A 26125-nucleotide genomic window follows, 5' to 3' on the forward strand; every position below is an offset into this window, starting at 1 on the left:
ACCTGAAGGGTTGAATGGCGCTGTGGGACCCGGAAACGAAGCTGGTTCTTTAGGCTGCGATTCGACATAATCCCCCGTGTTTCTCGGAATTTGTGGGTTGCCTGTCTTCCGCTGCGGATTTCCTCCCCTCGAGAAGATCCGTCGCGCAATACAGAAGAGGGTTATTCGTCATCGAAGGAGCGCATGATGAGGGTGCCGCGGGCCTTCTTGCGGCGGGGTTTCAATCTCCGCAAGTGGTATACCACGCTCAAGGGCAGGATGGCCGCCGAGACGGGTTGGGCGGCCGCGCTCTTCGATGGGGCACCGGCAATTGCGACCAGCCGGCAAACATGGATCAATACATTTCGCGCGCGCTCGGACAGTGTTATCGCCATCGCTCGCATTCTTCTGGCCGTTGGAAGCCTCTGGATCACCTGGATCGATGCTACCATTCGGCCAGGTCGCTCGGACCTCGTCTTCTGGTTCCTCGTCATCTATCTGGTCTATGCAATCGCGGCGGCCCATTTTGTCTGGAAAGCCCAGGTCCATCGGGTCCGCGGGACCTTCATCAGGCATCTCATCGACGTCTCCAGCTTGGTGATCCTGGCGTTCCTTGCGGACCGCGTATCCGGTCCGGTCTTCATGCTGATACCATTTGTCCAGCTGGCAGCGACCCTTCACTGGCTTTGGCGCGGTGCCCTATGGACCGGATCCGTTGGCGTCGCGATCCTGATATACCTTGCGCTCTCTAATACGGTCTGGCCGTTCAGTTCGGACGTCGACGCGGCCGTCGCGCTGTCGTTCATTCTTTTCCTGGTCACGGCAACCATTCTTCTCACGTGGCTCGGCACCCATCAGGAGGCGGTGCGCTCGGAGTTGTTACGTCTGGTCGAGCGGACACCCTCCGCGTCCGACGGGCGCGAATGGCCGGCGGAGGCGGCGTTGGAATATGCGGTGCAGGTGGCGCGTGTTCCTCGTGCACTGCTAATCTGGAGCGATGGTGACGAGCCCTGGACCAATCTGGCGACATGGGAGAGCGGGACATGCGTGGTCAGGCACTTATCGCCGGCGGCCTATCTGCCCTGGACGCCGGAGGCGCTGGAGCATGCAAGTCTTCTGATCATCGACGCGAAGCGCTCCCGAGCTCTTGTTCATCGTGGCGGGGGGCGCTTCGACCGGTGGCGTGGCGACGGCCTGCCGGTGTCCCCGGCTCTCGTTGCGGAATTCTCTATCGCCTGCGCAATATCGGTGCAGTTTCAGGCGAGTGATGTCGAGGCGCGTCTTTTCTTCCTCGATCCGCCGGCCCCGACAATCGACGATGTGGCCTTGGCCGAGATTGTCGCCGAACGATTGAAAACACTTTTCGAGCAAACGATTTTGCTACGCCGCCTTAGCGATGCAGCCGCCCTTGAAGAGCGCGTCAAGATCGGACGAGATATCCACGATGGTGTCCTGCAAGCGCTCGCAGGCACCGCGCTGCAGCTTCAGACATTGCGCTCGTCGAGAGAATATCATGAGATCGACGAGCGTTTAATGGCTATTCAGGCTATGCTTTCTGAAGAGCAGACTGATCTACGTGCTCTCATCCGCAGGCTCGATCCGGGGTCCGGCCGCCACGCCAGCGACTCTCGATTGGCGCTTCGGCTGGCGGCCTTGGCCCGGCGTCTGCGGCAGCAATGGTCGATAGAATTTCGCTTTGTGCTATATCCCGAGGATCTTCGCTTGCCGGTGGCGATGGTCGACGAACTGGTGCATATGATAGCAGAAGCGACCGCCAATGCCGCGCGTCATGGCCATGCGCGAACTCTCGAGGCTCGGATCCGACGCGATGACGGAACGGTGACCTTGACCGTGGATGACGACGGGACCGGTTTCGGATTCGACCGGCGGCTGGAGCATGCGGAACTGGAGACCAGCAAGTGCGGTCCGCGAAGCCTGCGCGAACGCGTGTCGATGTCGGGTGGGAATCTTTCGATCGAGAAGGTTGATCAGTGGACACGGATAACGATCAAGATCCCGGCTCACCCGTGAGTGCGCGTATCCTCGTCGTCGACGATCACCGGATAGTCCTCGATGGTTTGCGCCGTTTGCTCGGCGCCGAGTCCGGCTGGGAGGTGGTTGCAACCTGCAGGACAGCTGCAGATGCAATCGAAGCGCTCGCGAATAAGCCCGTCGACCTCGCGGTCGTTGATCTACGGATGCCTGAAATGGGCGGATCGGATCTTGTCCGCCGTCTTCGCAGCGACCAACCGAGACTGGCGTGCGTCATTTTGACGGCGGATATCAGTGATGAAGAAGTTGCCGAGGCGATGGAAGACGGGGTGAGTGGAATTGTCCTAAAGGAACAGGCGCCGAGCGCCCTCATCGAGTGCATCCGGGCGGTGCTTGCGGGCCGCACCTATTTCACGGATCGCAGTTTAAGTGCCGCGATCGACCGAATCCGGGAGCGCGACACCGAGCGCCGCTCGGTCATGCAGAAGTTAACGCCCCGCGAGCTAGAGATATCCTGCCTGGCCGCCGCAGGTTTGCGCAGCCGGGAAATAGCCGCAAGGCTTGGAATCGCTTCCGGCACGGTCAAGCTCCACCTTCACAGCGTCTACAGCAAGCTCAACATCACCACCCGCGTGGAGCTTGCCAACATTTCCCAGCGACTGCGTCTTGATACGCGTTGACAGCATTCCGTCAGCGCGTCCCCGGAAGATCAGTTGCTTCCGACGATTTGTCCCGCACTCTCGGGCATTGCCGCCAAGCGTGTGAGGATCTCGTTCGCTGCGAATCTGGCGCCGTCGCGACTGAAATGAGCGTCAGGGGCGTACATGAGAATAGGTTCGGGGCGAGTGCGTATGGCCTCTTGGAGATCGATGACCTCGATGCCCTCTGCTGCCGCAGCACCGAGAACCTCCATCCGCAGCGCATCGAAAGGCTCATCCGAGGAGAAAGGCCCGATGAAACGGTCAATTCTGGGAACGTAGACCAGTGTAAAGGAGCCGCCCCAGCTCTCGGTGAGTGCTTTCGCGCGTTGCAATATACGCCTGAACTCGGGGTTGCTCTGCGTAATTTTTGGATAGACGAGTCCCAGTCTCGTTAGGGTCTGTTGCAGCGCGACAAAATTTCGGAACAAGGCTGTTCTCGTCAGGAGGTCGACACTTGTGACCGGCGCATTCTTACGCTCCACCAAAATCTTTCGGGCCTGGTCCATCGTCTCCTTCGCGGTTGCCTGCAAACCATAGTTCGCGTCGGGCGAAAGCGCGGCGCGAAGCCACGGAATTGTCAGTTCGCGCTCCAAATTCTCCCAATCATTGCCTTCGAAGAAGACCATGACGACGCGACGGGGCCGCAGAGTCTCACCAAAGCGGCCGAGCGTCGCCAGTTCCGTCAGCGGACCGTTTCCTCTTATGCCGATGCTTGCCGTGCTAAGGCCGCGCCCGCGCAGCCTAGACGCAAGGTCCTCGCCCGGAGGCAGGCAGAAGCCCTCGACGAATGAATCTCCGAGAAGCATCACGTCGAGCCGCTTGTCGTATACATGGTCCGGATTATTGAAACCGAACCTGTCCGCGGTATAGCTGACGACGCCCTTGTTCGAAGTGCAGAGCACCACTTGTGTCGACGGGAAACCCGACAGAAGCGCCTCGGAAAGTTCGTCAGTGCCTGCAAGCCGATTCAAGCCACGAAGCGTGAATCCCGGAACCACGTTCTTGTTGCGCGTGAGCGTCTCAGCCTGGGCTTCGCTGAGTTGGCCGAACATTCCCAGCCGAACGGACACGACCGAGACCGTGTGCATCGCCTCAAAAAGAAACAGAGCCGCCAACAGGCTCGCACCACAGATACCGACGAGCAGGGAAAACTGTGGCTTTGCAAACAGGCCTACGACGATGAAGGCTACTGCTAGCACGCCCGGGATCAGCACGTAACGGAGGAAATGCGGATTTTCAGCTGCGAACAGTTCGTAGTGCAGCAGAGCGTAGATGGGACTTAACAACAGGTACAGGCCGGGAATCGCGCATACCAAAAGCCCCAGATGCCGCTTTGTCACGATGGCCTATCCTCTCGCGAAGCCGTTCAACGAAAAATGCTTGTGAGACCCCTGGCTCAGGTGACCCACTCCTTTGATGGTCTGGCTGATATGATTTTCAATCTCTCATGATTTATTTCACAGAAATGCTTTTTAAAATGAATACGGAAAAACGTGCGCGGCGGAATATAGGCCATTTTGCTGCTCCTGTCTCATCAAAATGCTGAATACTTCAAGTTCGAGCGCGGGCCCGGCGAGCTTCTGCCCCGCCCTTACCTGAATTTGGCACTAATGGCCGTCTATATCCAATGGTATATTGACCGGATCGACCGCCGCTTGTTCTATACACATCTCTTATCTTATTGATTACAAGAATGACGCGAACGAAAGCCGCGCCCCGACGGTATTAAAAAGCGATTAGCACTGGCCGCGCAGGAAGTGCCCAATGAACAAGTCTCACGAGTCCTTTTCCGAGCACATCGTGGAGGGGCCGTCAAACCGGAGCTTCGGCTATACCGTCGGCGGCATCCTCCTCGCTATCGTGCTCGTAAGGTGGCTGGTCACCGGGTCACTATCGTCCATCTCCGTAGGACTTGCCGCGATCGGTACGGTCCTCGTCCTGCTGGCGCTTGCTTTCCCCAACTCGCTTTCGGTGCCAAACCGGCTTTGGATGCGGCTCGGTCTACTGATGTTCAAGGTCGTCAATCCTGCTGTGATGATGCTGATCTACGGCACGGCCTTCGTGCCTATAGGATTGTTCCTGAGATGGCGCGGCTACGATCCGCTCGCAGCCTCCTTGGACAAGTGTGCCGACACATATTGGACGACGCGGGAACAAAACGAACCTGACCCGGCGACGATGCGAAATCAGTTCTGATCGTCCGGGTTCACGAGGGGAGGAAATGGGATGGAACTGGTACGCGAACTCTGGACCTATATGGGAATCCGCAAGAAGTTCTGGCTGCTGCCGATTTTCATCGTCCTCGGCGTCTTTGGCGCATTGGTCGTGCTGACGCAGGGTACCGCGGTGGCGCCGTTCATTTACACCCTGTTCTGAGTCGGCCGATCCCATGCGTATTCTGGGTATCTCGGCGTTTTACCACGACAGCGCGGCAGCGATAATAGAGGACGGACGCATCGTTGCCGCGGCGCAGGAGGAGCGGTTCACCCGCAAGAAGCACGATGCCGACTTTCCTACCAATGCAGTGGCCTATTGTCTGTCTGCCGCCGAGTGCGAAATGGCGGAGGTCGACCATGTCGTCTTCTACGACAAGCCGATCCTGAAGTTCGAACGGCTGCTGGAGACTTACCTCGCCACAAGTCCGCGCGGCTTCCGCTCCTTCAAGATGGCGATGCCGCTTTGGATCAAGGAAAAGCTTTTTCAAAAGAAGCTGTTGCGCAGGTATCTAGGCAAGCTTGCCGGGGTGAAGCAATGGCCCGGCTCGCTCCTGTTCACGGAACATCATCTGGCGCACGCGGCCAGTGCTTTCTTTCCGTCGCCCTTTGCGAGCGCCGCGGTCTTGACGATGGACGGTGTCGGAGAATGGTGCACTACGTCACTGGGTCATGGCCGCGGCAAGGACCTCCACATACTTAAGGAAATTCGCTTCCCACATTCGCTGGGGCTGCTTTATTCCGCATTTACTTACTATACGGGTTTCAAGGTCAACTCCGGCGAATATAAAGTGATGGGCCTTGCCCCCTATGGACGTCCGTTATTCGTACAGAAAATACTGGATCACCTGATCGATCTGAAGGAAGACGGTTCGTTCCGTCTGGACCAGCGCTATTTCGACTACTGCGCCGGTCTCACCATGACGTCTCCTGCCTTTCATGAACTGTTTGGCGCAGCACCTCGAAGACCGGAATCGCCCCTGACCCAGCGCGAGATGGATCTCGCCGCTTCAGTGCAGGCGGTCACGGAAGAAGTCGTCCTGAAGCTCGCCCGTTTTGCCCGTCAGGAAACTGGCGAGCGTCACCTTTGTCTCGCCGGTGGCGTTGCGCTGAATTGCGTCGCAAACGGCAAGCTTCTTAAGGAGCGTATTTTCGACGACATCTGGATCCAGCCCGCGGCGGGTGATGCGGGCGGGGCGGTCGGCTCGGCGTTGGCGGCCTGGCACGGCTATCTCGGTAACCGGCGATCCCCAGACGGTCGAGACCGAATGGCAGGGGCCTATCTCGGCCCGGCGTTCGACCAAAGGGAAATTGAAAAGCGGCTGACCGCCAGTGGCGCGGTCTACACAGTCTTGAGCGACGAAGACGTGATCGCGCGTACCGTTGACGCGATCGTCGACGAGAAGGCGGTAGGATGGATGCAGGGGCGCATGGAATTCGGACCGCGCGCCCTGGGTGGACGGTCGATACTGGGCGATCCGCGCTCGCCGACCATGCAGAAGACGCTCAACCTGAAGGTCAAATATCGGGAGAGCTTCCGCCCCTTCGCCCCTTCCGTCAGACGTGAGGACGTGGCGGAGTGGTTCGATGTCGACGTAGACAGCCCCTATATGCTGCTTGTAGGCGACGTACTCGATCGCCACAGACTGCCTCTCGGTGCCGGTGAGGCGGCATTGTTCGGCATAGCCCGCCTGAACGTTCCGCGGTCGGGTATCCCAGCCGTCACGCATGTGGATTATTCCGCCCGGGTGCAGACCGTCCATCGCGACACTAATCCACGCTATTGGGAGCTTTTAAGCGCGTTCAAGCAGCGAACCGGCTGTCCCGTATTGGTCAACACCAGCTTCAACGTCCGCGGCGAGCCGATCGTATGCACCCCGGAGGATGCTTTCCGCTGCTTCATGGGGACCGAGATCGAATGCCTCGTGGTGGGCAATTGCTTCTTGCGGAAAGAAGATCAGCCCTCGAACTTGCGGCAGGACTACAAAGATCGGTTCGAGCTCGACTAAGGCCTCCGGAGAGCCAATACCCGCCGCGGCTTGTTCGATCTCCTCATCCCGGTGCTCGAGTGTCTAGCCCGGGGATCCAGCCAGACCAAGTCCATAGCTGAAAGAACGCTTTCCGCGCCGCAGACACGGTACTGCCCTCATCTCTGTGACAAGCTGACAAGCATAGAGATGCGGAAGGGGATCATCGAAGCAATAAAACAGTTGCGCTGATTCGCGTCAGATGGAGCTGTCGGACGTTTGCAACTGAGTCCAGACCCTTCCGGCAGCCTCAGCGGGACGCCAGCGGAGGCGGTTTCCGGTGGGGGCAGGCGTAGCAACCTGTGGCTTTGCAACATCTGGCGTGCGTGCGTTTCTTTCAGACAGGGTGCGGATTTCTAGCCTTGGAATTGCCCTGTCGACGGGCGCGATGAGCTCGCGAGCTATGCCGCAACGAATTGTCAGACGACGGAACAATGTGGTAGCGGCGTAAATCTCCTCGGCGAAAAGCACAGCCTCGCGAACGCGTGTTTTGTCCCCAACGTCGACATAAAGCACGCCGGGGATCGTCATCGGCAGCGTCACTACGATCGGGTCCAGCACCAAATCGACGGCCTGAGGAGCAACACCGTTGAGAATGAAAACCACGAGGCCGGACTGGCTTGCCCAATAGCCGGTGAAGATTAGTTCAGCAGGCAGATAACCGCCGGTCTGGACAATCTCGATAACGCGTCGCGCTTGCATGTTTCTGCCCACGTCAATGAAATGAGGGCCGAGGCCAATATCAGTAATAGCAAGGCGCCGGGTGGCGCGTGATCACTTCAAATTTTGATGAATGCCTGATGTCTATGCTTCAAGTACGGCACAGAGACTAGCGTCATCATACCGCTTGCACCATATGCCCTTGGATATATGTCCCGGCCCGGACAAAGACCGATTGATTATATCGCGCGCCGTCAGTGGCTCCCATTTAGGGCAGGCATGCGACCGCCAGCCGCGCGCGCCAGGTCCCTCTATCTTGCGAGCTATCCTGCGTCGATGCAATTACCATACTTTGTAAGAACTCGAGAGGCTCCGAGGGAAGTGGATCGCGTGGAGGTTTCCTAGGTGCCGGCGCTCGGCGCGACGAGAGGGCCGCTGTATATCGCAATTGCCGAAGGTCATCGCCGGGCTCCTCGCTCAGTCGCCAACGGCGCAAAACGTCATCGTTTGAAGGCGACTCTCCCGTGCGAAGGCTGCGTGGAATTGCCGGCGGTCGACGAAGCGGGTGGTGCCCGGTCGACGGGAACGTAACGATGCCGGTGGCGGCCTCTGTGGCCGCTGTATATGGGTTGCGCGATCGCTGCCCCCGTTGCGGCCCAGGGCATTTGTTCGATGGCTTCCTAAAGTTTAGGCGAGAATGGGAAGTCTATGGTCTGGACTCTTCCTTCGCCGATTGCATCGTGCGTGGGATGTTTGCAGCGGCCGTCGAAGGAATGTGTGGACAGCGCGTCCGGCCATGCCCGATCCTTGTCGCTTTCGACGATTAGGCGCGGCAAAGATCGCCATCGACGCGGGATTCAAGGGTCACGTGGCTGCGAGTCGTACGGGGTATCGCGGCAATCGACAGCTGCTGTCGATTGCCAAATCATTTTGCATCTGTGACCGGCACAAACCTGTCGCAAATCAACAGTTGAAATTCGACGTGGAACGCCCATTTTGCAACGGTCTTTCCCCCGACCGCAAAGGGCGGAAGCAGACGAGATGTTTCGCCTCGCACCATACTCCGTTACACGGCTGCCGGCTTGTCTTCCGCGAGAGTGTAAGCCACGACCGCATTTGCATGGCCGTGGCCAATTCCGTGTTCGCTCTTCAGCATAGCGACGAGTTCCATGTGCTTCGCTGGATGGTGCATCCGCACGAGCGCTTGCCAATCACTGATCGGACGGCCGTATGCCTTCTCGATCGATGGAAAATAGGAAGCCGGTCCTTTGATCTTGTCGGCGGTCATAGCGTGTCAGCCCCTTTTCGTGCCGCATCGATCGCAGCTACGTCGATTTTCCTCATCGACATCATCGCGTCGAATGCGCGTTTTGCCTGTTCGCCACCAGCCGTAAGCGCGTCCATTAGAGTGCGAGGTGTGATCTGCCAGGATACGCCCCACTTATCCTTGCACCAGCCGCATTCGCTCTCCTGACCGCCATTGCCGACGATGGCGTTCCAATAGCGATCTGTTTCTTCCTGATCCTCGGTGCTGATCTGGAACGAGAAAGCTTCGCTGTGCTTGAATGTGGGGCCGCCGTTCAATCCGACGCAGGCGACACCTGCCACCGTGAACTCGACGACCAACACGGCTCCCTCTTCTCCGTCGGGGTATTTGCCGGGGGCGCGGATGATGGCTCCGATCTTGCTGTCTGGGAAGGTGTCCGCATAGAAGCGGGCGGCTTCCTCGGCGTCCTTGTCGTACCATAGGCAAATGGTGTTCTTAGACATCGCGTCGTCCTCCTGGTCGTTGTGCTTCAGATCGAAAACCCGACCTGATGATACGAAGACGCACCAGCCGCCGCCGATCCGACATCATCGTCAAAAAATCGCTACGCTCTTTTGACCGACCTCGTTTTGGCGGGCCGAACGCCTCGGGCCGAGGGGTCGGTCGGGGCCATCCCTTCCATGTCCCGCGCGGTGAAGGTCAAATTCAATCATGATAAATTATTGCAACGTGAAGATTTATCGTTATAAATACATCCTCGCGAACTGAAGCCAAATCGAAAGGATCTTCCCCATGAAGAGGCTGTTTCGGAGCGCCATCGCCTTGGCCGCTCTTGCTTTTGCAGGGGCTGCCGCCGCGCCGGCCGCAGCGCAGACTCCGCCCGACGTTCTCGTCGTCGGCCAGATTGCCGAGCCGCAGTCTCTGGACCCGCATACGGTGACCGCAACCAACGATTTCCGCATCCTGGTCAACGTCTATGACGGCCTCGTCCGTTTCAAGGACGGTACATTGGAGGTTGAGCCGGCGCTTGCGGAAAGCTGGGAAATCTCGGATGACGGCAAGACTTATACGTTCAAGCTAAGAAAGGGCGTTAAGTTCCACGACGGTTCCGATTTCGACGCCGAGGCGGTGAAGTTCAACTTCGACCGCATGCTGAATAAGGACCATCCATTCTACGACACCGGGCCATTCCCGCTTTCCTTCAACTTCGCCTCCGTCGAAGCGGTCAATGTGCTGGATGAGCATACGGTCGAGTTCAGGCTCAGCGAAGCCTTTGCGCCGTTCCTTTCCAATCTCGCCTATCCCACGGGTCTGATCGTTTCCCCCGCCGCCGTGGAAAAACATGGCAAGGAATATGGCCGCACCCCGTCGGGGACCGGCCCGTTCAAGTTCGTAGAGTGGCTGTCGAACCAGCGCGTCGTCGTAGAGCGCAATCCGGATTACTGGGATGGCGCCGCGAAGCTTCAGGCCGTCGTCTTCCGTCCCATCACCGACGCCAACACCCGTGTCGCCGAGATGATGGCCGGCGGTATCGACGTGATGGTGGAGGTGCCGCCGGACAATCTCGCTACCTTTGAGCAGGATGCCAATTTCGCCGTGGCCGAGCAGGCGGGGCCGCATGTCTGGTTCGCCATCCTGAACACAAAGGAGGGGCCTTTTGCGGATAAGCGCGTGCGCCAGGCGGCCAATTATGCGGTGAACAAGCAAACGCTGGTGGACGACGTGCTGCAGGGAACGGCGACGGTCGCAGCCGGCCCGATACCGCCGGCCTTCAACTGGGTGGAAAGCTCGGTGGAGCCCTATGCCCATGATCCCGAAAAGGCCAAGGCACTGCTCGCGGAAGCCGGCGTCGAAAATCCGCAGGTGACGTTCTACGTTACCGAAGGCGGCTCGGGCATGCTCGATCCGATCACCATGGGTGCAGCGATCCAGGCGGATCTCCAGGCTGTGGGCTTCAAGGTCAAGATCGAGACCTACGAGTGGAACACCTTCCTTGGCCGCGTAAATCCCGGCCTCGAGGGCAAGGCGGACATGGCCGAGATGGCCTGGATGACAAACGATCCGGATACCGTTCCCTATCTGACGTTGCGCACTGATGCCATGCCCGACAAGGGAGGCTTCAACTCCGGCTACTATTCCAATCCGCAGCTGGACGAGCTTCTGGAAAAGGCGCGCAGGTCCGCCGACCAGGCCGAACGCGGCAAGCTCTATGGCGAGGTCCAGTCGATCGTGCATGACGATGCGCCGTGGCTGTTCGTCGCCAACTGGAAGCAGAACGCGGTGACGACCGCTGCGGTCAAGGGGTTCAAGCTTCAGCCCTCCTTCCTTCTCGATCTCCATGACGTGACGAAAGAGTAGATCGCGCACCCGGAACGGCCACCGGCATATTCGTTCTGCCGGTGGCGACCAACACAGACCTCCCGGGAGGGTTATCCATGCAGGCCTTTGTCCTGAAGCGGCTTGTTGCCGTGGTGCCCGTCCTGTTCGGGCTTTCCATCATCGTCTTTCTCGTCATGGCTCTGATCCCTGGCGACACGGCGACGGCCATTCTCGGCTCCTATGCGACGCCGGAAAACGTCGAGCGCATCAATCGTGACCTCGGGCTCGACAAACCGCTGGTGCAGCAATACGCGATCTGGATCGGCAACGTGCTGCAGGGCGACTTCGGCCGGTCCTTCGCTCTGAACCGCCCCGTGCTCGACGAGGTGCTGGAACGGTTTCAGGCCACGCTGGTGCTGGCCGGCGTATCGCTGGTCCTGTGCTCGGTGATCGGGCTTTTCGCGGCTGTGATTTCAGCCGTACGCCAGTTCGGCTGGGCCGACCGCATCATCACCTTCTTCGTACTGGCCGGCATCTCCACGCCTTCCTTCTGGCTCGGGCTGCTGCTCATCTATCTCTTCGCCGTTCATTGGCGCATCCTGCCGGCCTCCGGCATGTACGCCGTCTACGGCGGGGGTGACCTCAAGGATCTTCTGCTCCATCTGATCTTGCCGGCGGCCACGCTCGCCGTCGTTGCCGCCGGCGTCATAGCGAGGCTGACGCGTGGAGCGATGCTGGAGGTCCTGAGGCAGGACTATGTGCGCACGGCCCGCGCCAAGGGGCTGCCCGAGCGGCGTGTGATCTACGCCCATGCCTTCCGCGCGGCGCTGGTCAGCGTCGTTCCCGCGATCGGCATCCAGGCGGGCTTCGTGCTGGGCGGCGCCGTCTATGTCGAGACGGTGTTCCAGTGGCCCGGCATCGGCGCGATGCTCGTGAAGGCGATTTCGACGCGCGATATCCTCCTGGTGCAGGGCGGCGTGCTGATCGTTGCGGCGAGCTACGTGCTGTTCAACCTTCTCGCCGACATCGTCCAGTCCATGCTCGATCCGAGGATTCGTACATGAGCGCGCTGGTAGCATCGCCGGCTCCGCCGAGCGGGTCGGCACGGATCACCTCCTGGCACCTGTTGCTCAACAACCGGCTCGCAGCGGCGGGGCTCGTGCTGCTCGGACTGATCCTGTTGCTGATCGTTCTGGTCCCGGTCCTCCCGCTGCCCGACCCGGATGCGACGGCACCCGCCGACCGGTTGAAGCCTGTGCTGACCGCCGGGCATCTTCTCGGCACGGATCAGCTCGGCCGGGACATTCTGAGCCGCCTGCTTTGGGGCACGCGGGTCTCGATCGCAGTCGGTTTCGCCGCGACCCTCATTGCCGCCGGGATTGGATCGGCCATCGGCATCGTTGCCGGTTACGCCGGCGGGCGCACCGACAATGCGATGATGCGCGGCATCGACATGCTGATGGCTTTTCCATACATCCTGCTGGCGCTCGCGATCGTCGCCGCCCTCGGGCCCGGACTGATGAACGCGCTTTATGCGATCGCTCTCGTAAATATCCCGTTCTTCGCCCGGAATGTGCGCGGCGTGACGCTCGGCTACGCCCATCGCGAATTCGTCGACGCGGCGCGGCTCTCCGGCAAGGGACATCTGTCGATCATTCTCACCGAGGTTCTGCCCAACGTTATGCCCGTCATCGTCATCACCATGTCGACAACGGCAGGCTGGATGATCCTCGAGACGGCCGGGCTCAGCTTCCTCGGCCTCGGCGCGCAGCCGCCGCAGGCCGATCTCGGCTCCATGCTGGGAGAGGGCCGAGCGCAGCTCTTCACGGCTCCGCATGTCTCGATCGTGCCGGGCGTGATGATTTTCCTGATCGTCATCAGCCTGAACGTTTTAGGTGATGGGATCCGCGACGTGTTGGACCCGCGGCTTCGCTCCGGCGCTCTTGCGCGGCCGGGGCCGGTGACCGAAGTTGCCCCCGGCCGCGCCGCGCCGGCAAACACGGCGGAAGGTGCTTCCCTCGCGATCCAGAAGCTCGAAACCGGTTTTCGGCGGGGAAAGGAGATAATCCCCGCAGTTCGAGACGTCTCGCTGCATGTGAAGCCCGGTGAATGCCTGGGGCTTATCGGCGAGAGCGGCTCGGGCAAGAGCGTCACCGCCTTGTCCGTCATGGGGCTCGTGGCTTCGCCGCCGGGTGTGATCCGCAACGGTGCGATCTATCTCGGAGACGACGATGTGCTTTCCATGCCTGAAACCAGGCTGATCGCGAACCGCGGCAGCCGGGTCGCCTACGTGTTCCAGGACCCGCTCACGACGCTGCATCCGATGTATCCTGTCGGGCGGCAGGTGGAGGAGGCGATCGCAGCGCATCAGCCGGTCAGGGCGGCCGAGCGGCGGGAAAAAGCCGTCGCGCTCCTGGAAAAGGTGGGAATCCCGGACGCTCGCGAGCGGTCGGTGCATTATCCTCACCAGCTTTCCGGCGGTCAGCGTCAGCGAGTCGGCATCGCCATGGCGCTCGCCAACGATCCGGAGATCATCATTGCGGACGAGCCGACGACCGCGCTTGACGTGACCGTTCAGGCCCGCATTCTGGAGCTCCTGCGCGATCTTCAGCGCGAGCGGGGCATGGCACTGCTGTTCATCACCCACGACTTCGGCATCGTTTCGGAATTCTGCGACCGCGTTGCCGTGATGAAGGATGGCGAAATCGTCGAAACCGGTAACACCCGGGAGGTACTCGACAATCCGCAGCATGCCTATACGAAGCGGCTGATCGCCTGCGTGCCCGAGCTCGGAACGGGCGAGCGTTTCCTGGATCGTGTCGGCGAACTTTTTGCCGGCAGCAAGGAGGTGGCGCAATGACGGGTGCTGCCATTCAGGTTCGGGACCTTTCCAAGACCTTCGGCGGAGGCCGCAGCCTTTTCGGCAAGGCGAAGCATGAGACAAGGGCGGTGAAGGCGGTGTCGCTGGATGTCGCGCGGGGCGAGACTCTCGCCGTCGTCGGCGAAAGCGGGTCCGGCAAGAGCACGCTTGCGCGCATGCTCGTCGGCCTCGAGGAGCCGACATCCGGCAGCATGCTGATCGCAGACAGGGATGCGGCGGCGCTGCGGCGATCCGGCCCGAGGGCATTCGGCAAGACGATCCAATATGTCTTCCAGGATCCGGTCGCTTCGCTGAACCCGCGCAAGACGATTCAGGAGATCCTGGAGACGCCGCTGAAGCTTTTGTGCGGCTACGAAGCCCCCCGCCGTCGCGCCCGGATGCAGGAACTGCTTCACGCGGTGCAGATGCCGGAGGATACGCTCTCGCGCTACCCGCACGAGTTTTCCGGCGGACAGGCACAGCGGATCGCGATCGCCCGGGCGCTGGCGACGGAGGCCGAGATCATCGTGCTCGACGAGCCGGTGAGCGCGCTCGACGTGTCCATCCAGGCGCAGGTCCTGCTTCTGCTGCGCGATCTGAAGCAGCGCTTCGGTCTCTCCTATCTGTTCATCAGCCACGATCTGGCGGTGGTCGAGGCGATCTCCGATCGGGTGGCGGTGATGTATTTCGGGGAGGTGGTCGAGACCGCACCGGCCGCCCGCCTTTTTACCGACCCTGAGCACGCCTATACACGACAGCTTGTCGCCAGCGCGCCCCGCATCAGGAAAGAGTGACGGTTCATGCCAGTGGTCATCGAAAAGAAAAAGGAAACCGGTGGAGACGGCCAGCGTCTCTTCGTCCCGGCCGAGCGCACGAAACGCAGACCTGAGGCGATCGCCGATCGGATCAAGGATTACATCCGCCTGGAAGGATTGGGGCCGGGCGACCGGCTTCCGCAGGAGCGCGACCTGATCGACACCTTCAAGGCGGCGAAGGGGACCGTACGCGAGGCGATGAAAGCGCTGGAGACGCAGGGCCTCGTCTTCACGCGCAGCGGTCCGGGAGGCGGGGCATTCGTCGCCAAGCCGTCGGCGCGGCACGCCATGGAGCTTCTGTCGACATATTTCTTTTTCGATCAGCCGAGCATTTCCGACATCTATGCCATGCGCAAGATGCTGGAGCCGGAGGTGGCGGCGCTCGTTGCCGGCAGGGTGACGCGGGAGGAACTCATCGCCCTCGAAAATACGATCCGCATTTACGATCATCCACCCGCAGATCTGGACGAGCAGTATCGTCAGCGCGTCGCCGAGCTCGATTTTCATTCGATGCTGGCGCAACTCTGCCCGAATCCGCTTCTCGGCTTCGTCTGCGGCCTCATGCACAATCTGCTGCGCGAACTCCCGGCCGCACGGGCGATCTATGCCGACCCGACGTCGCTTTCGCGCGAATCGGGCTTGTCCTTCCAGTACCGGCTCATGGCCGCCCTTAAGGACGGGCGGTCGGAGGATGCGCGCACGATCGCCGCCGAGCATATGGCTTTCGCCGAAAGCTACATGCTCGAACGTGCAGCCGCGACCAAGTGACGCCCATGGCGGAACTGTCGGCTCGGTGGGGCATTGGGTTTTCATAGCGACGTCAGGGCCGCGGATCGATCCGCGGCCCTGACGTCGCGTCTTGTACCAACAATGGAGGTTTCGACCCGGTTCATGTGTGGAATTTGTGGAGAAGTCAGGTTCGATGGCGGTTCGCCGTCGGTTACGGCAGTCTCGATCATGGCGGACGTCCTTGCCCCTCGCGGGCCGGATGCGTCGGGCGTGGTGGTGCGCGGGAATGTCGGGCTGGGACATCGGCGATTGCGTATCCTCGACCTCTCCGACAAGTCGCAGCAGCCCATGGTCGATCCTGACCTCGGCCTTTCGCTCGTCTTCAACGGCTGCATCTACAATTTTCGCGAACTGAGGTCGGCGCTTGAAGAGAAGGGTTACAGATTCTTCTCGTCCGGCGATACCGAGGTCATCCTGAAGGCGTGGCATGCATGGGGCGAGGAATGCGTCTCGCGCTTCCATGGCATGTTCGCCTTCGTCATTCACGAGCGTGACAGCGGACGTGTCGTCATGGCGCGCGACCGTTTCGGAATCAAGCCGCTCTATATCGCCGAAGCCCAAGGCGCCTTGCGCTTCGCTTCCGCCTTGCCCGCGCTCGTCAAGGCGGGTGGCGTCGACACCTCGATCGACGTGGCTGCGCTCCACAATTACATGACCTTCCACGCGGTCGTGCCGCCGCCGCTCACGATCCTGAACGGCGTGCGTAAGCTGCCGCCTGCGACCCTTCGCGTCTATCAGCGCGACGGGAGCTTCAAGGACCGGCGCTACTGGGATCCGCCCTATCGTCGCCAGGCAGGCGACGCAGCCATGAGGCGCGAGGAGTGGCAGGAGCAGCTTTTGGACGCGCTGCGCATTGCCGTGAAGCGCCGCATGATCGCCGACGTGCCGGTCGGCGTGCTTCTTTCCGGCGGCGTCGATTCCAGCCTGATCGTCGGGCTGCTTGCGGAAGCGGGCCAGCGCGGCCTCATGAGCTTTTCCGTCGGCTTCGAGGAGGCGAACGGCGAAAAGGGCGACGAATTCGTCTATTCGGACCTGATCGCCGGCCACTTCGGTACGGATCATCGCAAGATATTCGTCCCGTCCGCCGATCTGATGGGGGCCTTGCCCGGGACCATCGCCGCAATGTCCGAGCCGATGGTCTCCTATGACAATGTCGGCTTCTATCTGCTCTCGAAGGAAGTTTCGAAGCACGTCAAGGTCGTACAGTCTGGACAGGGTGCGGACGAGGTCTTCGGCGGTTACCACTGGTACCCGCCGCTGATGAACTCCAACGACGTCGTTGCGGATTACGGCAAGGCTTTCCGCGACCGTTCCCACGCGATCTTGGCCACCCAGTTGTCGGATTCCTGGATTGCCGACCAAGACGTGAGCGGTGACTTGCTGAACGAGCATCTCCTGCGCGAGGGCGCCGATACGCCCGTCGATCAGGCGCTTCGCCTCGACAGCAACGTCATGCTCGTCGACGATCCCGTGAAGCGCGTCGACAATATGACCATGGCCTGGGGCCTGGAAGCGCGCGTGCCTTTCCTCGACCACGAGCTGGTGGAACTTGCCGCCCGCATGCCGCCGGAGGAAAAGCTGCGCGACGGCGGCAAGGGCATTCTGAAGGATGTGGCGCGCCGGATCATTCCGAGCGAGGTCATCGACCGCAAGAAGGGCTATTTCCCCGTGCCGCAGCTCAAATATATCGCCGGTCCGTATCTCGACCTGATCCGCGACACCTTGCGCTCTCAGAAGGCCCGTGAGCGGGGCATCTTCAAAGAAGCTTATCTCGACCGCCTGTTCGAAGCGCCGTCGGATCACATCACGCCGCTACGCGGCTCCGAGCTGTGGCAGGTCGGACTGCTTGAAATGTGGCTTGAAGCGCAGGGGGTGTAGCATGAAGAAGACGCGCGAGATCGCATTGCCGCGTCAACGCAGCAAGGGCACCAAGGCAGTCACGCACCGTTTGAACCGGCTGCGGACGCACACCCAGCCGGTGCGCGATGCCGAGGGGTCGAGGGCCTCCGGAGGGGCGAAGCGGGATGTCGTGCTCGACTGCGGTTGGGGCAGGCTCCTGTTCGCGCAGACGTTTTCCGACGACGAGAAGCTCTTGTCCGAGTTGCGCGAGGAAGCTCCGTCGAGCCGGGATATTGCCTTTTACGTACGGGACCCGCACGTGCTTCTGTCACGGGCGCCTCAGGAAATATTCCTCGACCCGTCGCACACGTACCGGCTCGACCTGTGGACCTACCGTGCAAACACCCGCCGCACGCGAGGCATCACGATCCGCAGGCTCGCGTCGGAAGCTGACGGAGACGGCATCAACCGGGTCTATGCCGCCTGCGGCATGGTCCAGATCCGATCCGATTTCTTCTCTTCCGAGCGGGACGACCGGTCGCTGACCTATTTCGTGGCGCAGGACGACGCCACGGGCGAAATCGTCGGCACGGTGACCGGGATCGACCACCAGAGACTGTTCGACGATCCGGACCGCGGCGCTTCGCTGTGGTGCCTCGCGGTGCATCCGCAGGCGCGCCAGCCGGGCATCGGCGAACATCTGGTCCGCAAGCTTGCCGAGCATTTCCAGGCACGCGGCCTTTCCTATGTCGACCTGTCGGTCATGCACGACAATACACTAGCGATCGGGCTCTATGAGAAGCTGAATTTCCGCCGCATGCCGCTTTTCGCCATCAAGCGGAAGAACGCGATCAACGAGAAGTTTTTCGCGATTCCGCATCAATCCTACGATGCGCTCAATCCTTATGCGCGGCTCATCGTCGACGAGGCGACGCGGCGCGGGATCCATGTCGAGATCACCGACGCGGAAGGCGGGTTCTTCCGCCTGTCCCATGGCGGCCGCTCGATTCATTGCCGCGAGAGCCTATCGGAACTGACTTCCGGCGTCGCGATGTCGATCTGTGACGACAAGGCAATTACGCGCCGCATGGTCTCCACGGCAGGCCTTGTCGTGCCGGACCAGATGGAAGTGGGGGAGGACCGCGAGGCAGTTCGCGCCTTTCTCGAAAAACACGGCAAGCTGGTGGTCAAGCCGGCGCGCGGCGAGCAGGGCCGGGGCATCTCGGTCGGCATCACGACGATGGAAGCGCTGGAGGAGGCAATCGCATCGGCCCGTCAGGTCTGCGACCGGGTACTGCTCGAAGCCTTTTTCGAGGGAGAAGACCTCCGTCTCGTGATCATTGACTATACGCTTGTTGCCGCCGCGGTTCGCTTGCCGCCGCGCGTCATCGGCGACGGCCGCAGCAAGATCGCGTCCCTCATCGAGAAACAGTCGCGCCGCCGCGAGGCCGCTACGGGTGGCGAAAGCCGGATTCCGCTCGACGCGGAGACGGATCGCTGCCTTGCGGAACAGGGTCTCGATCTCGAAACGATACTGGACGAGGGGCGGGAGATTACGGTTCGCAAGGCCGCCAACCTCCATGCGGGTGGGTCGATCCATGACGTGACGGAGATCGTGCATCCCGATCTTGTCGAGGCCGCCTGCAACGCGGCGCGGGCAATCAACATCCCGGTGGTCGGCATCGACCTGATGGTCCGCGATCCGGCGGAACCGGACTACGTGTTCATCGAGGCCAACGAGCGTCCCGGCCTGGCAAATCACGAGCCGCAGCCGACGGCGGCGAGCTTCATCGAGCTGCTTTTCCCCGGCAGCCGCACGGCGATGTAGCAGCCCGTCACTCCTGCGGTATCTCGCTGTCCATCAGCGCGTCGAGCGGCCCGGTCAAGGCCGTTCTCGGCGGCACGAGCTGCGGCTGGATCATGTGTATTTGCAAGGACGCTCTCGGTTCTTCGATCACTTCGAAGGCCCTGGCGATCATTCCCTCGATATTCTGCCGGATCATGATGACGGGGAAGGGGAGGAAGGAGGCGAACGGGTCGTAGTCGTAGCATCCGACGACCAGATCCGTGAAATTCTCGAGCGGATGCTCGGCCATGAAACGCAGCAATCCCTCGAAATTTATCGATGAGTTGACGAAGAAGCCGCGTGGCAGTTTTCCATGCTGTTCGTAGAAAGCTTCGAAGGCCTTTCGCGCGTTGTCGGCGGCATAACCGGTCGGCCATATGCATTCGTCCGGGTCGGCGCCCAGCAACTCCTCCTTCACGGCGCGGAAGCCGCGGATGCGCTCGCGCGTGGCGTGATCGTCGCGGCCTCCGAACAGGTAAAGATCGTCGGGCTCGAGCGGCCGCTCGGCGGGGAAATGGCGGATGATCGCCTCGGTCAGGAGGCGGCCGCCTTCGAAATTGTCGCTGATGACCGACGGCACTTTCGTACCGGGAAGATCGATATTGATGTGCTTCAGGCCGGCCGCTTCGCAGACCTCGTGCACGCCATCGGGGTCCGTCGCGCCGCAGATGAACAATTCGTCGATGGAATAGGAGATCAGCGTTTCGGCCGTCCTGCGCTCCTCCTCGGGGTCGCGGCTGGCACTGACGACGATCGGGCATTGACCTTTGCTGCGCACATGCGCCTCGAAGGTCTGGGCGAGCGAAGAAAAGTAGCGGTTGTCGTGCACGGGCAGGAGCAGGCCGACGAGGCCGGAGCGGGAGCTGCGCAAGCCCCGCGCTTGCCTGTTGGCAGTATACTGATGCGTTTCAGCGAGGTTCCGAATGAGCTCCGCGGTGCTTTCCTTGATCCGTCGTTTGCGCCACGTGCCGTTCAGCACCGCGCTGACGGTGGAGGGCGAGCTCCCGGACAGCACCGAAAGATCATAGATAGTCGCCTTCTTCCTGCCGCCGTTCGTCATCTGACCTCCTCCAAACTCCGGAAAACCGATGCGCGCGTTTTCTGGAATTGCTCTAGTGCCGATTTCGGCTTGACGTAAGATTAACTCTGCACGATAGTCATTGCACCATCGATTGTGCAAAAAAGAAATATCGATTGCGCAAATCGTAGGTGCCGTCTGAGGAGGCGGCCGTCGGCGGCGGGACATTCCCTCCCGTCCAAGAGAATCGAGCTGGAGGCCGGCGCATAACGCGCCCGGGAGCGTTCCCTTGGGGGAACATGTGGAGGAGAGACATGATCAGGAAAATTCTTGCCGCCGCCCTGGCGGCGTCGCTTTCGCTTGCGGGTGCCTATACAGCCGCTGCGCAGGAAACGGGCAAGGTCGGTGTCGTCGTCAAGATCGGCGGCATACCGTGGTTCAACGCCATGGAGGCCGGTATCAAGGAACGCGGCGAAGAGCTCGGCGTCGACGCCTTCATGGTCGGGCCGACCAGTGCCGATCCGGCACTGCAGGTTCGCGCGATCGAAGATCTGATTGCCCAGAACGTCAAAGTCATCGGCGTCGTACCCAACGACGCCAAGGTGTTGGAGCCGGTCCTCACCAAGGCCAGGGAAAAGGGCATTATCGTCATCACGCATGAATCCCCCAGCCAGAAGGGCGCGGATTGGGACTTCGAACTCGCGTCCGCCACCGGCTTCGGTGAGGCGCATGCAAAGCTGCTTGCGGAGAAGATGGGCGGCAAGGGCGAATATGCCGTCTTCGTCGGCTCGCTGACGGTGCCGCTGCACAATGCCTGGGCCGACGCGGCAATTGAATACATCAAGAAGAACCATCCCGAGATGACGCTTGTCGGCGATCGCTACGGCGTCGCAGAGGATGTGGACAAGAGCCGTTCGACGGCTCTCGACCTGATCTCCGCTCATCCGAATCTCAAAGGCTTCCTCGCTTTCGGAAGTCAGGGGCCGATCGGCGCCGGCCGCGCCATCGAGGAGCGCCGCAAGGTCGGCGAGATCTTCGTTCTCGGGCCCTTCTCGCCCGGCCAGGGCCAGAAGCTCATCAAGTCCGATGCGATCTCCGGCGGCTTCATGTGGAATCCCAAGCAGGCAGGCGAAGTCTTCGTGACGCTCGCCGACAAGCTCATGAAGGGCGAGGAAATCAAGGACGGCGAGGAAATCGAAGGTCTCGGCGTGATCCATCCCGACTTCGAAAACCGCAACATCATCGTCGACCAGCTCGTACCGATCAACAAGGAGACGGTCGCCGACCTCGCCGCAATGGGCCTCTGAACGGATAGAAGCGGGGCGGGAGCCAAGCGCATCCCGCCCCGCCAAAGGGTTCTCCCGGCTGCTGGGCCGGCTCCGGCCGGCCTGGCAGATCCTCTGGAAACACCATCGATGGGCCTCGATAGCATGCACCAGTCGGCAAGCGCGGCGAGCACGGACAAGCCGCTTCTGTCTCTTCGCAACATCAACATGACTTTCGGCGGCGTCAAGGCACTTAAGAATGTCAGCTTCGACGTGCGCCCGGGCGAGGTCCATTGCCTCGCCGGAGAGAACGGCTGCGGCAAGAGCACACTCATCAAGGTGATCACGGGCGTCTACCGCCCGGCCGAAGGGGCGGTTATCGAATATGAAGGCGAAACCTATTCGCATATGTCGCCGGTCACCGCACAGGATCGCGGCATTCAGGTCATCTGGCAGGACCTTGCGCTTTTCCCGGAAATGAGCGTCGCGGAAAACATCGCCTTCCACGAGGTGCTCGGCGGGCGGCCGCGGCTGGTGGATTACGGCCGCATGCGCAGGATCGCGGTCGATGCGCTGGCCCGGCTGGGCATCACCCTCGACGTGGACCTGCCGCTCAAGGAATATGCGATCGCCCAGCGTCAGATTGTGGCGATTGCCCGGGCGCTGGTCGGGGAGGCGAAACTGGTCTTCATGGACGAGCCGACGGCATCGCTGACGCAATCGGAAACGGACCATCTGCTCGAAATCGTCCGCAGCCTGTCCGCCTCCGGCGTTGCGGTCGTCTTCGTCAGCCACCGGCTTGCCGAGGTTTTGGAGATTTCAAGCCGGATCACGGTCTTGCGCGACGGCGCGCTGGTCGGGGTCTATCCCGCAGCCGGCATGACGCAGTCGAAAATCACCGAACTCATGACCGGCAAGACCTTCGATCAGCACGTCCGCGCGCGCCCGAAGGAGGACCAGCCGGCCGTTCTGGAGGTTCGCGGCCTCACCAGGCCGGGCGACTTCGAAGACATTTCGCTGACCGTTCGCCGCGGCGAAACGGTCGGCATAACCGGTCTGCTCGGGGCAGGGAGGACCGAGCTGGCGCTCGCCCTCTTCGGCATGCTCAAGCCCGCATCCGGGACGATCAGTATCGATGGCCGGGAGGTCCGCTTCGGCTCGAACCGCGAGGCGATCAGGGCCGGCGTCGCTTATCTGTCGGAGGACCGGTTGTCACTCGGGCTCATCCAGCCGCAGGCGATCGCCGACAATCTGGTTATCGCCTCGCTGCACAAGATTCTCTCAGGGGGGCTTCTTTCCGACGATCGCAAGCGAAGTCTCGTCTCCCGCTGGATCGCCGATCTCGGCGTCAAGATCGGCCACCAAGCCGACGCGATATCGACGCTTTCCGGCGGCAACCAACAGCGCGTGGCGATCGCCAAATGGCTTGCCACCGATCCCAAACTGCTGATCCTCGATTCGCCCACAGTCGGCGTCGACGTCGGGGCACGGGCCGGGATCTTCGACATCGTCGCCAAGCTCGCCGAGAGCGGGCTTGCGATTATCCTGATCTCGGACGAGGTGCCGGAAGTCTATTTCAACGCCGACCGTGTCCTGCACATGGCCCAGGGCCGCATCGTCGGAACCTATGATCCGCGCCAGTCGCGGCTGGAAGACATCGAGGCGGCCGTCTATGCGTAGCTTGATCCGCACTCACGCGACGGAATTTTCGCTGCTGGCGGTGATCGTCGTCATCAGTGCCGTGCTCTCCTTCGCGACGGCGAATTTCTTCTCGCTCGGCAACGCCTTCGATCTCCTGAACATCAGCGCCGTCAACATCATCTTCGCCGTCGGCCTTCTGGTGGTGCTGATCGCCGGCGGCATCGACATCTCCTTCGCCGTGGCCGCTTCCGTCGTCCAATACGGCACGGCGATCGCGCTCGGCTGGATCGGCGGCGGCGGCTGGATCTCCGGGCTTCTCATCGCCGGTTCGCTGGGCGTACTGCTCGGCTGCTTCAACGCCTTTCTGATCCACCGCTTCCGGATCATTTCGATCGTCGCCACGATCTCTACCTTCAATATCTATTTCGGATTGCTGATGTTCTTCACCCGCGGCGTGTCGATCTACGACCTGCCTGACTGGCTGACGGACCGCGTGATCCTCTTCGAGCGTGAAATGCCCGACGGCACCTGGATCGAGATCACGCTTCCGGTTCTCGTCATGGTCGTCTGCGTCATTGCGACATGGACGCTGATCACGCGGACGACGACGGGCCGCCAGCTTTACGCCTTCGGCGACAATCCGGAAGGCGCCCGGCGCTTCGGCATCAATATCGGTGCTATGCAATTCATTGCCTTCGGCTGGCTTGGCCTCATGGCCGGCATAGGCGGCCTCATCCAGGCGCACTATGCTCAGGAAGTCGTCCCGAACGCGCTTTATGGCCGCGAACTCGACGTGCTCGCCGCGGTCGTGCTCGGCGGCGCGCGCCTCGGCGGCGGCAAGGGCACCGTGCTCGGCTGCGTGCTCGGTGTGCTTCTGATCTCGATCACTCAGAACGGACTGAACCTGATGGGCGTGTCGCCCTTCGCCTTCAAGATGATTATCGGCGCGATCATTCTGATCGCCATCACGCTTTCCAACACGCGGATAGAGCGCCTGCTGACTTTTGTCGGTCAGAAGGGAACGGGCCGATGACCACAGTCTTCGAAAGGATCAAGGCCGCCATAGGGCCGGAAATGGCCGGTCCGGGGCTCGCCTTCGTCGCGGTCGTCCTCGTCTTCGGGATCGCCTCGCCGCAATTCCTGAGCGCCGCGACCTTCGGCTCCGTCGCCTTCCAGCTGCCGGAACTCGGGCTGCTGACGCTTGCCATGCTGCTGCCGATCCTGACCGGCGGCCTCAATCTCGCAATTACTTTCACCGCCAATCTTGCCGGACTGACCCTTGCCTGGGTTCTCAAGGCGAACGGAGGGGCCGACGCGGGCTTCGGAATCTTCCTCGTCGGCTCCCTTCTCGCCGTGATGGTCGGTGCGGCAAGCGGAGTCATCATGGGCTTGGTGATCGCGTTCACACGCGCCCATCCGATCCTCGTCTCCCTGTCGATGATGATCTTCCTGCGCGGGCTTGGCGAGTTTCTGACGCGCGGGGGCGACATCTCCGGATTTCCGCCCTTTGTCGGCGTGATCGGCCACGGCTCCGTCGCCAGCATTCCCGTCCCGCTGATCGTTTTCGTCGTCTGCGTGCTCGCCTGGCATCTGCTTCTCGGGCGCACAAAGCTCGGCTTCAACACCTATATGATCGGCTCGAATCTCGAGGCGACGCGCTATTCAGGCATCAACACGCGCAAGGCGATCGTGCTTGTCTACACGCTTTCCGGGGTCATGTGCGCGATCGCCGGCGTCATCATGTTGGCGCGCTTCAATTCGGTGCGCATCGGCCATGGCGAGTCCTATCTGCTGATCACGGTGCTCGCGTGCTTCCTCGGCGGCGTCAATCCGTTCGGGGGCTTCGGCCGGGTGATCCCCGTCTTCGTCGCGCTGGTGGTGCTGCAGCTTCTTTCGTCCGGGCTCAATCTCATCGGAGCCAACCAGCATCTCGCGACCGCCGTCTGGGGCATCCTTCTCGTCGGCGTGATGATTCTGCGTTGGGTCGTTTCCAAAATCAGGATTTCAATTATCAGAAGAGGATCATGACGATGCAGGGTTTTGGCGTACATACGAGCATGTGGACAATGAACTGGGACCGTCCCGGTGCCGAACGGGCGGTAGCCGCCGCGGTCAAATACAAGGTCGATTTCATCGAGATACCAATGCTCAATCCGCCTGCCGTCGACACCGGGCACACCCGCGCCCTGCTCGAGAAGAACCGGCTGCGCGCGGTCTGCTCGCTCGGCCTGCCGGAGCCGGCGTGGGCCTCGGTGCGGCCCGAGGCGGCGATCGACCATCTGAAGATCGCAATCGACAAGACCGCCGATCTCGGCGGCGAGGCGCTGTCGGGCGTCATCTATGGCGGCATCGGCGAGCGCACCGGCGTGCCGCCGACTGTCCAGGAGTATGACAACATCGCGCGCGTGCTGCAGGCCGCGGCCAAGCACGCCAAGTCGCGCGGCATCGAGCTTGGCGTCGAGGCCGTCAATCGCTACGAGAACCACCTGATCAATACCGGCTGGCAGGCGGTCAAGATGATCGAGCGGGTCGGAGCCGACAACGTCTTCGTGCACCTCGATACCTATCACATGAACATCGAGGAAAAGGGCGTCGGCAAAGGCATCCTCGATGCCCGCGAGTACCTGAAATACATCCATCTTTCCGAAAGCGACCGCGGCACGCCGGGCTACGGCACCTGCGGCTGGGACGAGATTTTCTCGACGCTTGCGGCGATCGGCTTCAAGGGTGGTCTTGCCATGGAAAGCTTCATCAATATGCCGCCGGAAGTGGCTTATGGCCTTGCCGTCTGGCGTCCGGTCGCAAAGGACGAGGAGGAAGTGATGGGCAACGGTCTGCCGTTCCTGCGCAACAAGGCCACGCAATACGGCCTGATCTGAACGAGGTTGGCGCGA

Annotated in this window: 22 protein-coding genes and 1 pseudogene; 18 read left to right on the forward strand and 5 right to left on the reverse strand. The window is 61.3% G+C overall.

Annotated features, from left to right (window positions below):
* Positions 1–183: 183 nt before the first annotated feature.
* Complete coding sequence (locus tag BHD07_RS23185; RefSeq protein WP_338283251.1) at positions 184–2010, forward strand: sensor histidine kinase; 1827 nt, start codon at positions 184–186, stop codon at positions 2008–2010.
* A complete protein-coding gene (locus BHD07_RS23190) occupies positions 1971–2651 on the forward strand; it encodes a response regulator transcription factor (protein WP_445190495.1) in 681 nt (226 codons plus the stop codon). Before BHD07_RS23185 ends, BHD07_RS23190 begins: the two co-directional genes overlap by 40 nt.
* Positions 2652–2680: 29 nt before the next feature.
* Here BHD07_RS23190 and BHD07_RS23195 read toward each other — a convergent pair whose 3' ends face one another.
* Complete coding sequence (locus tag BHD07_RS23195; RefSeq protein WP_338283252.1) at positions 2681–4012, reverse strand: GDSL-type esterase/lipase family protein; 1332 nt, start codon at positions 4010–4012, stop codon at positions 2681–2683.
* Positions 4013–4436: 424 nt separating this feature from the next.
* Here BHD07_RS23195 and BHD07_RS23200 point away from each other — a divergent pair, with 424 nt between their 5' ends.
* From BHD07_RS23200 to BHD07_RS23210, 3 genes are read left to right on the forward strand one after another with little or no spacing between them, the layout of a single operon-like run.
* Positions 4437–4868, forward strand: coding sequence for a hypothetical protein (locus tag BHD07_RS23200; RefSeq protein ID WP_338283253.1), 432 nt, complete (start codon positions 4437–4439; stop codon positions 4866–4868).
* Positions 4869–4898: 30 nt separating this feature from the next.
* Positions 4899–5048 carry a DUF5989 family protein gene (locus tag BHD07_RS23205; protein WP_010975331.1) on the forward strand — a complete coding sequence of 50 codons (150 nt, stop codon included), beginning with the start codon at positions 4899–4901 and terminating at the stop codon, positions 5046–5048.
* A gap of 13 nt (positions 5049–5061) precedes the next feature.
* On the forward strand, positions 5062–6894 hold the full coding sequence (locus BHD07_RS23210; protein ID WP_338283254.1) for a carbamoyltransferase family protein: 1833 nt from the start codon (positions 5062–5064) through the stop codon (positions 6892–6894).
* Positions 6895–7110: 216 nt separating this feature from the next.
* On the opposite strand, the gene BHD07_RS23215 is transcribed toward BHD07_RS23210, so the two are convergent.
* The gene (locus BHD07_RS23215; RefSeq protein WP_338283256.1) at positions 7111–7614 is read right to left on the reverse strand and encodes a hypothetical protein; all 504 of its coding nucleotides are present in this window, start codon (positions 7612–7614) and stop codon (positions 7111–7113) included.
* Positions 7615–8181: 567 nt separating this feature from the next.
* Between BHD07_RS23215 and BHD07_RS31965 the strand changes: the two are divergent.
* Positions 8182–8306, forward strand: a pseudogene (locus tag BHD07_RS31965) (DUF983 domain-containing protein); the annotation flags it as partial.
* Between the two features lie 332 nt (positions 8307–8638).
* On the opposite strand, the gene BHD07_RS23220 reads toward BHD07_RS31965, so the two are convergent.
* Together BHD07_RS23220 and BHD07_RS23225 are read right to left on the reverse strand one after the other, a co-directional pair.
* The gene (locus tag BHD07_RS23220) at positions 8639–8860 is read right to left on the reverse strand and encodes a DUF4287 domain-containing protein (RefSeq protein WP_338283257.1); all 222 of its coding nucleotides are present in this window, start codon (positions 8858–8860) and stop codon (positions 8639–8641) included.
* Positions 8857–9342 (reverse strand): VOC family protein, encoded by a 486-nt coding sequence (locus tag BHD07_RS23225; protein WP_338283258.1) that lies wholly within the window; start codon positions 9340–9342, stop codon positions 8857–8859. The genes BHD07_RS23220 and BHD07_RS23225 overlap by 4 nt, the downstream gene beginning before the upstream one ends.
* A 289-nt stretch (positions 9343–9631) precedes the next feature.
* On the opposite strand from BHD07_RS23225, the gene BHD07_RS23230 reads away from it, so the two are divergent.
* The 7 genes from BHD07_RS23230 (at position 9632) to ngg (ending at position 19289) form a co-directional block, all read left to right on the forward strand.
* The gene (locus BHD07_RS23230) at positions 9632–11197 is read left to right on the forward strand and encodes an ABC transporter substrate-binding protein (RefSeq protein WP_338283259.1); all 1566 of its coding nucleotides are present in this window, start codon (positions 9632–9634) and stop codon (positions 11195–11197) included.
* Positions 11198–11274: 77 nt separating this feature from the next.
* Positions 11275–12222 carry an ABC transporter permease gene (locus tag BHD07_RS23235; RefSeq protein ID WP_338283260.1) on the forward strand — a complete coding sequence of 316 codons (948 nt, stop codon included), beginning with the start codon at positions 11275–11277 and terminating at the stop codon, positions 12220–12222.
* Positions 12219–14018 (forward strand): dipeptide/oligopeptide/nickel ABC transporter permease/ATP-binding protein, encoded by a 1800-nt coding sequence (locus BHD07_RS23240; RefSeq protein ID WP_338283261.1) that lies wholly within the window; start codon positions 12219–12221, stop codon positions 14016–14018. The genes BHD07_RS23235 and BHD07_RS23240 overlap by 4 nt, the downstream gene beginning before the upstream one ends.
* Positions 14015–14812, forward strand: coding sequence for an ATP-binding cassette domain-containing protein (locus BHD07_RS23245; RefSeq protein WP_338283262.1), 798 nt, complete (start codon positions 14015–14017; stop codon positions 14810–14812). The genes BHD07_RS23240 and BHD07_RS23245 overlap by 4 nt, the downstream gene beginning before the upstream one ends.
* A gap of 6 nt (positions 14813–14818) precedes the next feature.
* Positions 14819–15601, forward strand: coding sequence for a FadR/GntR family transcriptional regulator (locus BHD07_RS23250; RefSeq protein WP_338283263.1), 783 nt, complete (start codon positions 14819–14821; stop codon positions 15599–15601).
* A 123-nt stretch (positions 15602–15724) separates the two neighbouring features.
* On the forward strand, positions 15725–17500 hold the full coding sequence (locus tag BHD07_RS23255) for an N-acetylglutaminylglutamine amidotransferase (RefSeq protein WP_338283264.1): 1776 nt from the start codon (positions 15725–15727) through the stop codon (positions 17498–17500).
* Between the two features lies 1 nt (position 17501).
* Positions 17502–19289 (forward strand): N-acetylglutaminylglutamine synthetase, encoded by a 1788-nt coding sequence (gene ngg / locus BHD07_RS23260; RefSeq protein ID WP_338283265.1) that lies wholly within the window; start codon positions 17502–17504, stop codon positions 19287–19289.
* Positions 19290–19296: 7 nt separating this feature from the next.
* On the opposite strand, the gene BHD07_RS23265 is transcribed toward ngg, so the two are convergent.
* Positions 19297–20367, reverse strand: a complete 1071-nt coding sequence (locus BHD07_RS23265; protein ID WP_338283266.1) for a LacI family DNA-binding transcriptional regulator — start codon at positions 20365–20367, stop codon at positions 19297–19299.
* 272 nt (positions 20368–20639) lie between these two features.
* Between BHD07_RS23265 and BHD07_RS23270 the strand changes: the two genes are divergently transcribed.
* The 5 genes from BHD07_RS23270 to BHD07_RS23290 all read left to right on the forward strand — a co-directional run bounded on the left by BHD07_RS23270 (position 20640) and on the right by BHD07_RS23290 (position 26110).
* Positions 20640–21632: an autoinducer 2 ABC transporter substrate-binding protein gene (locus tag BHD07_RS23270; RefSeq protein ID WP_338283267.1), complete on the forward strand. Its 993-nt coding sequence runs from the start codon at positions 20640–20642 to the stop codon at positions 21630–21632.
* Positions 21633–21740: 108 nt separating this feature from the next.
* A complete protein-coding gene (locus BHD07_RS23275) occupies positions 21741–23270 on the forward strand; it encodes a sugar ABC transporter ATP-binding protein (protein WP_338283268.1) in 1530 nt (509 codons plus the stop codon).
* Entirely contained in the window at positions 23263–24264 is a 1002-nt protein-coding gene (locus tag BHD07_RS23280) for an ABC transporter permease (RefSeq protein WP_338283269.1), read from the forward strand. The genes BHD07_RS23275 and BHD07_RS23280 overlap by 8 nt, the downstream gene beginning before the upstream one ends.
* Positions 24261–25259: an ABC transporter permease gene (locus BHD07_RS23285; RefSeq protein ID WP_338283270.1), complete on the forward strand. Its 999-nt coding sequence runs from the start codon at positions 24261–24263 to the stop codon at positions 25257–25259. Before BHD07_RS23280 ends, BHD07_RS23285 begins: the two co-directional genes overlap by 4 nt.
* 2 nt (positions 25260–25261) lie before the next feature.
* The gene (locus BHD07_RS23290; RefSeq protein ID WP_338283451.1) at positions 25262–26110 is read left to right on the forward strand and encodes a sugar phosphate isomerase/epimerase family protein; all 849 of its coding nucleotides are present in this window, start codon (positions 25262–25264) and stop codon (positions 26108–26110) included.
* Positions 26111–26125: the final 15 nt, after the last annotated feature.

The sequence above is a fragment of the Sinorhizobium sp. KGO-5 genome, assembly GCF_036245905.1.
Classification (GTDB): Bacteria; Pseudomonadota; Alphaproteobacteria; order Rhizobiales; family Rhizobiaceae; genus Sinorhizobium; species Sinorhizobium meliloti_A.